This is a genomic window from Desulfosporosinus sp. HMP52 (genome assembly GCF_000765145.1).
GTDB lineage: Bacteria > Bacillota > Desulfitobacteriia > Desulfitobacteriales > Desulfitobacteriaceae > Desulfosporosinus.
The window spans coordinates 100,853-108,240 of the sequence record NZ_JMGA01000008.1 but is presented as its reverse complement, the minus strand read 5'-3'; the positions used below and the strand labels follow the sequence as shown (position 1 = coordinate 108,240).

Here is a 7,388-nt window from a genome sequence, read left to right as displayed (position 1 = left end):
CACTCCTGTGGATCGAAGCCGTCCTGTCTTTCGGGTCTATTATTGTTAAGAATGTTTAGGGGCTATAAATTTTTCAGAATTGCCCCTCATGCCGCTGTGCGGCACTAGCAGAAGACGAAAAACTAAATGACCGTCTTCCTAACACGCAAAAATTCTGCGAAGCCTGACCTAAGTCCCCCAAAGTTCTGCTTACATTCCTAGAAAGCTGACTGGGGGAGCGCTTTTCTGCTAAGCGGATGCGTCAGTGAAGCCGCGCTAAGGCGAGGGCCGACGGTTCGCGTCCCCGTAGCGCGCCGCAGGTTCACATTCAGAAATACTCAGAGGTTCGGACGCGCTCGCGAACCGTCCAGCGAGCCAGCGGCGGAACTCGCAGACGCGTGCAGAAAAGGGCTCGACCCCAGAGCCAGACAACCGTCCCCCGTCTAGGAAGGCTTCTCCGCTAAGTTAAGACATACGAAGACGGTGTCTGCAGACTCAGCCAATATTTTCCTTTATATGCTGTTCAATAGATTATGGGCAGGAATCCTCTCCTTTAGTGTCGAATAAGTCGAATAAGAAATGAGATTTGTTATACACAGAGGAAGGGGTAGGAAAATGTTGAGTGTGAGTAAAGGTGCACAGTGCTGCAGAAAGTTTATGTCAGTACTTATTATCGGGTTGATTATTATGCAGCTTGTCCCGGCCAGGCCGGTCATGGCAGCAGTCGATCAGAAGGCTGCTTATTATAATGAGATTGGCAAAAAGCTGGAGGATATGGCCAACAAGTATAATATTCCCCCTGTGCTGCTCAAAGCCGTTGCTTGGATGGAAAGCGGCTGGAAGCAATATGAATTGGATAGTTCTGGACAGCCGATAACGGATAAACCTTTAATTGGACGTGATGGGATTGGGATAGGGATTATGCAGGTCTCGTCCTACGATCCTAAGGATACGGTGACCATTGAAAAACTAAAGAACGATATTGACTATAATATTGAAATTGGCTGTCAAATGCTTAACCAGAAATGGCGGGCCTATCCCAAGATTGGCGATGGAGATCGCAATGTCTTAGAAAACTGGTATTTTGCTGTATGGGGTTACAATAGTTGGGCAATCAGAAATAATCCTAATACTCTAACCGGCAAATCTGCTTATCAGGATTCCGTGTTTAGTCTAATGGGTCAAAAGTACAACAGCGCTATTACCTTTGCTCCCGGTGCGACAAAATTCCCGAAAGAACTCTTACCTCCTGTAAATCCACCTTACTTATCCAGCCGCTGGAGCACTCCGGATTCGATTCATTTAGGAGATTTGAAGATTGATTCCGATCGATTAATGAAGTCCGGAGGAGGAAGCGGTGCAGAATCGGCCTGTGGTGATTACTGGTACAATTATGCTTCATGGAGTTCTTACTACGCTTTAGGATTTTATGTTACCGGTTATAAGAGCCCATCTGTCTCAGATAAAGACATTTTTGAAGATAGAATTCTTGATGCTTATGGAAAACTCTTGACGGAAGCCGACAAACTGGTTCTTGAGAAAAAAGACACATCCTATGCCACTGCAGCTAAATACTATTGGACAGTTGCCCAAGGGCCTAAGCTAGATGCAGCTATTTTAAAACGTGCTCAGACGGGGCATCTTAATGCTTTAACTAAGCTCTTAGCTGAAGCTGATAAATTAGCTCTTGCCGGTGTCAGCACCAGCTGCGCTACTGCTGCTCAAAACTATGAAATAATCTTGCAAGGGTCTGATCTGGACGCAAATCTGAAAGAAAAAGCAAGAGTAGGACTTCTCAATGCTTATACTAAACTTCTAGCTGAAGCAGATAAACTAGCCGCTGAGGGTACCGACCCTTCTAAAGAGAGTGCGGCTAAATATTATGCAACAGTAATGCAGGGACTAGCCCTGGATGCCAGCCTTACTGAACGAGCCAAAATAGGTTATGAAAAAATTAAGGGATCTACTCCTACGCCAACTCCAACCCCTACTACGCCAACCCCCACACCTACACCGACTCCCATCCCAACTCCCCAACCCGGTGATGAATTAAGCATCGAACGCCTTTATGGAAATCGGGCAGAAGATACAGCCATTAAAATTTCTCAAACCGGTTGGGCAAACGGCTCTGCTCCGATTGTACTTCTTGCCCGGGTAGATCGTTTTCAAGATGCTTTAGCCGCAGCTCCTTTAGCCAAGAAACTAAAGGCCCCCTTACTTTTAACCTCACCTTACCAGTTGGATGATGCAGTATTACAGGAAATTAAAAGACTGTCCCCCAGTGCCAAAGTCTATGTAATCGGGGGAGAGGGAGCCCTCACGAAACCTGTCACTAATGCTCTCGTCAAAGAAGGCTTATCTTATGAACGAATCTTTGGAGTTTCTGCCGCAGATACAGCGGCGGAGATTGCCAAAAGGGTGGGCCCTAGTACACGGGTAATCTTAGCTTCCAGTACCAGTTTTCCTGATGCCCTTTCTGCCTCTGCTCCTGCCGCTGCTTTGGGGATTCCCATCCTCTTAACAGAACAAGGCAAATTACCTGATGCCACAAAGCAAATTCTTAAAGACTTTGGGGTAACCCAAACTATTATTGTGGGAGGAAAGTTTGCCATATCTTCGTCCTTTGATGCTAAAGGCGGCCCTCTGGAAAGCTATGGTCCCCTGCGCTTGGCTGGGGATACAAAATATGATACGATGTTACAAATTGTTAAGCATTTTGGACAGGATACTAGTTCCCTTGTTGTAGCCACAGGAGAGAATTTCCCGGATGGCTTATCCGGCGGAGCTTTTGCAGCCTTGACAGGAAGCCCAATGCTCCTTATCCCAAAAGGGGGGATAGATTCAAATACCTGTGCCTTCTTAAAGAGTTTAAGTGGGAAGACCAAAAGGGTTTATATTTTGGGCGGCACTGGGGCAATTCCCAGTAACAATGAAAAAACTATGGGAAGTCTTTTGACTTCTCAATGATCCTAAATCTGCAGAGGACTGACGTCATTGGAGAGAGTAAATAAACGAAAAGATGGGTTTGAATCTCGAGGATCGAGCTTCATGTCCCGCAAAAAGTGGTGGGTAACTGGACTCTTATTTCTGGTCGCCCTAACGATAGAATTGCTGTATATAAGATCTTATGGTGTTGGATATTTTATTTCGCCGGATGGATTACACTACTCCAACATAGCCGGAAATTTTCTTCAGGGCAAAGGGCTGGTGAATACAGCGAACTTTGTTCAAGGGGACAACGGTGTTATCCGAGAAGTTACCCAAACAAGAGAGTATGTGGTAGGCCCGGTCTATCCCATACTCTTGGCAGTGATTTATGGACTATTTGGTTTGATGAACTTTAAAATGGTCGTCCTGGTTCTGCACTCTCTTTTGAGTGCTGCCAGTGCTGTCCTCGCTTATAAGACCGGGGAACTTCTCTTTGGCAAGGGGTATGGGTTAATCCCCTTTTTCCTCACCCTGGGATACCCAATCTTTGTCTTTTGGGGGATGTACGTTCTTACTGAGACCACCTACATTTTTACAATTGCATTATTTCTTTACCTGTTGGCACGCTATGGGAAAGAAATTCAGCGGCCAAAACTAAAGACTCTCTTGTATCTGGGAGCAGTAATCGGGGTTTCGAATCTCGTTCGTCCTCTTTTGTTGCTTTTTTTTCCTGTCTTAGGATTCTGGATTCTTTGGGCTCATGGTTGGCGACTGAAAATAGCCCTGCGGGATTTCGCTATTATCTTTATAATGGCTGTGGTGGTCATGAGCCCATGGTGGATTCGCAATTTTGTCAAATATCATGAGTTTATTGCCGTATCAAATTACGGTTCCTATGAATTGTACCTGGGAAATAACCCCTTGACCATTACGGATAAGTATTTTTATTATGCTCAGCCCAGCTATGATCCTGAGGTTAAAGCCCGTATCGGAAAATTACCCATACCGGAACAAGAAAAGGAATATAAGCAATTGGCAGTATCTTATGTACTGGAACATCCGTTTTTATTTATCCAGCGAACCTTTGAAAAAGAAAAAAACCTCTTTTGGCAGCCCATAACTCCTATAGAAGGTCAACTCTACAAAATGAAAGGGGCGATCCTGGATAAATGGTACCTGCTTTTAGGTCTGCTAGGGATCTTACTTAGCTTGTTCAGTTTAAAAAGATATAGCTTCCTATTACTTTTTGTTGTTTACTATAGCTTTATAGTAAGCATGATCACTGTAGTTGATGGTGCTCGTTATCGCCTGCCGGTTATGCCTGCCATGATTTTGTTAGGATCTTTAGTTTTAGTTATAGCCATTAAGGGGATAGGTAGACTATCTGGGCTTAATAGTCGAACAGGTAGGAGGATTTAGGTAATGTCACGTGTCCAATTGGTGGTGTTAATAACCAGTTTAATAGTAACCGGCTTTATTGTTGAGCAAGTCCGGCGCCGGCGCTTAGCTGTGGAATATTCTCTGATCTGGATTATCGCCGGAATGGGAATGATTGTCTTATCCCTCTGGAAAGATGGGATTGAGTATATAGCGGATTTAATGGGTATCTATTATGCCCCCTCTGCGATATTTGTAATATTTGGGGTTATGATCTTTGTGTTATGTGTTCATTTTTCCCTGGAGATATCCAAGTTGAGTTCTAATAATCGAGTTTTGGTACAACGGATTGCCCTTCTCGAGGATGATCTAAAAAAACTCGAAGAGAACGGCGGAGGCTTTGAGAGTGAACTCATTCAACAAAACGGAATATCGAACCTTGGTAAGCCATTACGATAAGGACGTGTAGGATAAGTCATGAGGATTTTAGCAATTGTTCCCGCCTTAAATGAGGCAAATAATATTGGTTCTGTAGTCCGAAATCTGCTGACTACATCTGCTTGGCTGGATGTCCTGGTCATTGATGATGGGTCGACAGATCAGACAGCCGAGATAGCTCGTGCCCATGGGGCCAAAGTGATTTCTTTGCCGGTGAACCTGGGCATCGGAGGTGCGGTTCAAACCGGCTTTCTGTATGCCCTAAAAAATAACTATGATGTGGCCTTGCAGGTTGATGGAGATGGCCAGCATAGGGCAGAAGAAATCAAGAAGTTAGTCGATCCTGTCATTCTCAAAGAAGCGGATGTCACTATTGGCTCCAGATTTGTTGAGAAGACATCCTATAGATCTGCCTGGCCCCGGAGATTGGGAATCTATCTGCTAAGTAAAACAATTCAGTCTGTGGTGCGCAAGAATTTTACAGATCCGACCTCAGGATTTCGGGCCTATAATAAGAAGGCTTTGAGAATTGTGGCAGCCCATTATTCAACTGACTATCCGGAACCGGATGCTATTGTTACTTTGCTCAAGAATGGACTGCGTGTCATCGAAATATCTGTAGAAATGGATCCGCGCCTCTCAGGGAATTCATCAATTACGCCCTTTAAGAGCGGGTATTATATGTTTAAAGTGAGTCTGGCGATTATTCTGAACTCGATGATGAGCAGGATTTGGGATGAATAGCTTATGGGACTAAGCTATTCCTATTCCTTGGGGAGGAGCGGTTTCTCCACCCGTCTGCTCGTTACGCCGCTGACTTAGATGAGCTTGATCACACTCATGAACCTTGGCTATATACTGTGCATGAAGTAACAGTAAGAGCCTTTCGGGTTCATGAGTTTTTGTTATTATATGGATAATAAAATTTTGGGCAGATGACAACAAATGTGAGCGACCTCAATTATGAACCTCTTCAAATTCGTCAGCGCTGACGAATTTGAAAAACGGATAGTAGAGAGTATTGGATTATTCACCCCATTGATAATACAGTGATGGTTTTCACATTAGGAAAAGACGAGCAATATGGAAAACCACATATCTTTATAGAGGGCAGTCAGTTGAAAAGTAGTGTCTTTACTGACCTTACAATCGACTTCAAACAATTATTTGGATTATAATAAAATTTAGAAATAACGGGTTGCTTGTACAACCTATGATATAATCAGATATATTGTTATGAGGATGTGAAGAGATGGAAGAGAAAATCCTCCAGGCACTTGAAGGGCTATCACATCATATTACTACTTTATCAGAAAAGGTAGATAGTCAAGGAGAGCGGATTACAGCTCTAACGGAAAAGGTAGATAGTCAAGGAGAGCGGATCATAGCTCTAACGGAAAAGGTAGATAATCAAGGAAAGCAGATCACGGCTTTAACGGAAAAGGTGGACAATCAAGGAAAGCAGATTACGGCTTTATCAGGAAAAGTGGATAACCAAGGACTCCAAATTAAAGAAAATACTCAGATATTAAAAGCGCTAGAACATTTAACTCAGGTTAACAAAGCTGAACATGACAAAATGGCATTTAATATAGCAGAGATAAGTGGAGAAATAAAGGCTATAAGAAAAGATTTATTAAACGTCGAATTAATCACTGCCAGTAATTGGAGTGACATCGCAATACTTAAAGCCGCTAAATAAGCCATAAAATAAAACCCACCAAACTAAAACGAGATGGTAAGAATGAATCCTACCATCTCGTTTTTTTATTTCATTAGAGTTCATAATACTGTGCTATCGAAGTAAACTCATACTCCTTCAAAGTGCGAATCAATTTCCGTTCACAACTCCTAATCCCGTAGTAATGGATGAGGCTTTCTTTGAGACTGAGTTTAAGACGAGGCTGTCCAGGGTCGATCTCACGAGGGTGCAGATAGACCAGCACGGGCTGCCCTTCTTTATTAACGGCTTTAATGCACTGGGAGATTATGGGGTAAGGAAGTACACGGAAGTAAAACCCTCCGGCAAAGGGAATGTTCTGGTTGAAAATACGCACGGTGGAGGAAGGAACCTCGAGCAAACTAAGTAATCTGCCCTCATGCTTTGGATGGTGGGGAAAGCGGGGAGCGGAGGGGAGTCCGTAGAGATAAGTTTCAATGGGAAAGACACTGGCATCATAGATAAAACCTAATTCTTGCAGGATCTCCCAGGCCCAGAGAGACTTTGGAGTGATTGACCATGAGGGGGCTCGGTAGCCTTTAACACTCGTTCCGATAATGTCTTCCACCAGTGTTTTGGCTTTACTGACATCTGTTTTAAACTCATCAGGTGTTTGCTCATAAATAAGTTGGTGCCCATACCCATGGGAAGCAATTTCGTGGCCTAAAGCAGCAATATCTCTGATCAACTGAGGGTGCTTTTCGGCGACGAAACCCAAGACGAAAAAGGTGGCCTTAGCATTGTATTCTTCAAAGAGAGATAAGAGACGTTTTGTATTTTGGACTATACGCACTTCATATGAGTTTTGGTTATCAAAGATGTTTTCATGATAGTTAGCATGAAACCACTCTTCCAGATCGATGGTTAGAATATTCTTCATTGCTTAACTCTACTCAACTTTCATAAATGCTTAGCGCCAAATCATTTTAGCTAACATCTACAATTA

Annotated in this window: 6 protein-coding genes; 5 read left to right on the top strand and 1 reads right to left on the bottom strand. The window is 43.5% G+C overall.

Going from position 1 to position 7,388, the window contains the following annotated elements:
* Positions 1–594 precede the first annotated feature (594 nt).
* From DP73_RS03120 to DP73_RS03095, 5 genes are all read left to right on the top strand, one after another.
* The gene (locus DP73_RS03120) at positions 595–2,946 is read left to right on the top strand and encodes a cell wall-binding repeat-containing protein (protein ID WP_034597326.1); all 2,352 of its coding nucleotides are present in this window, start codon (positions 595–597) and stop codon (positions 2,944–2,946) included.
* 27 nt (positions 2,947–2,973) lie between these two features.
* Positions 2,974–4,326 (top strand): glycosyltransferase family 39 protein, encoded by a 1,353-nt coding sequence (locus DP73_RS03115; RefSeq protein ID WP_242865675.1) that lies wholly within the window; start codon positions 2,974–2,976, stop codon positions 4,324–4,326.
* Between the two features lie 3 nt (positions 4,327–4,329).
* A complete protein-coding gene (locus DP73_RS03110; protein ID WP_034597325.1) occupies positions 4,330–4,743 on the top strand; it encodes a DUF2304 domain-containing protein in 414 nt (137 codons plus the stop codon).
* Between the two features lie 18 nt (positions 4,744–4,761).
* Positions 4,762–5,466 (top strand): glycosyltransferase family 2 protein, encoded by a 705-nt coding sequence (locus DP73_RS03105; RefSeq protein ID WP_034597322.1) that lies wholly within the window; start codon positions 4,762–4,764, stop codon positions 5,464–5,466.
* A gap of 508 nt (positions 5,467–5,974) precedes the next feature.
* Positions 5,975–6,424 (top strand): hypothetical protein, encoded by a 450-nt coding sequence (locus tag DP73_RS03095; RefSeq protein ID WP_128751372.1) that lies wholly within the window; start codon positions 5,975–5,977, stop codon positions 6,422–6,424.
* A gap of 73 nt (positions 6,425–6,497) precedes the next feature.
* Here the strand turns inward: DP73_RS03095 and DP73_RS03090 are convergent, their stop codons facing one another.
* Complete coding sequence (locus DP73_RS03090) at positions 6,498–7,322, bottom strand: XrtA system polysaccharide deacetylase (RefSeq protein WP_034597320.1); 825 nt, start codon at positions 7,320–7,322, stop codon at positions 6,498–6,500.
* Positions 7,323–7,388: the final 66 nt, after the last annotated feature.

Bases quoted from the DNA above. Each gene is read 5' to 3' on its own strand.
- DP73_RS03110 (WP_034597325.1), top strand. From the start codon at position 4,330: ATGTCACGTGTCCAATTGGTGGTGTTAATAACCAGTTTAATAGTAACC.
- DP73_RS03120 (WP_034597326.1), top strand. From the start codon at position 595: ATGTTGAGTGTGAGTAAAGGTGCACAGTGCTGCAGAAAGTTTATGTCA.
- DP73_RS03095 (WP_128751372.1), top strand. From the start codon at position 5,975: ATGGAAGAGAAAATCCTCCAGGCACTTGAAGGGCTATCACATCATATT.
- DP73_RS03105 (WP_034597322.1), top strand. From the start codon at position 4,762: ATGAGGATTTTAGCAATTGTTCCCGCCTTAAATGAGGCAAATAATATT.
- DP73_RS03090 (WP_034597320.1), bottom strand. From the start codon at position 7,322: ATGAAGAATATTCTAACCATCGATCTGGAAGAGTGGTTTCATGCTAAC.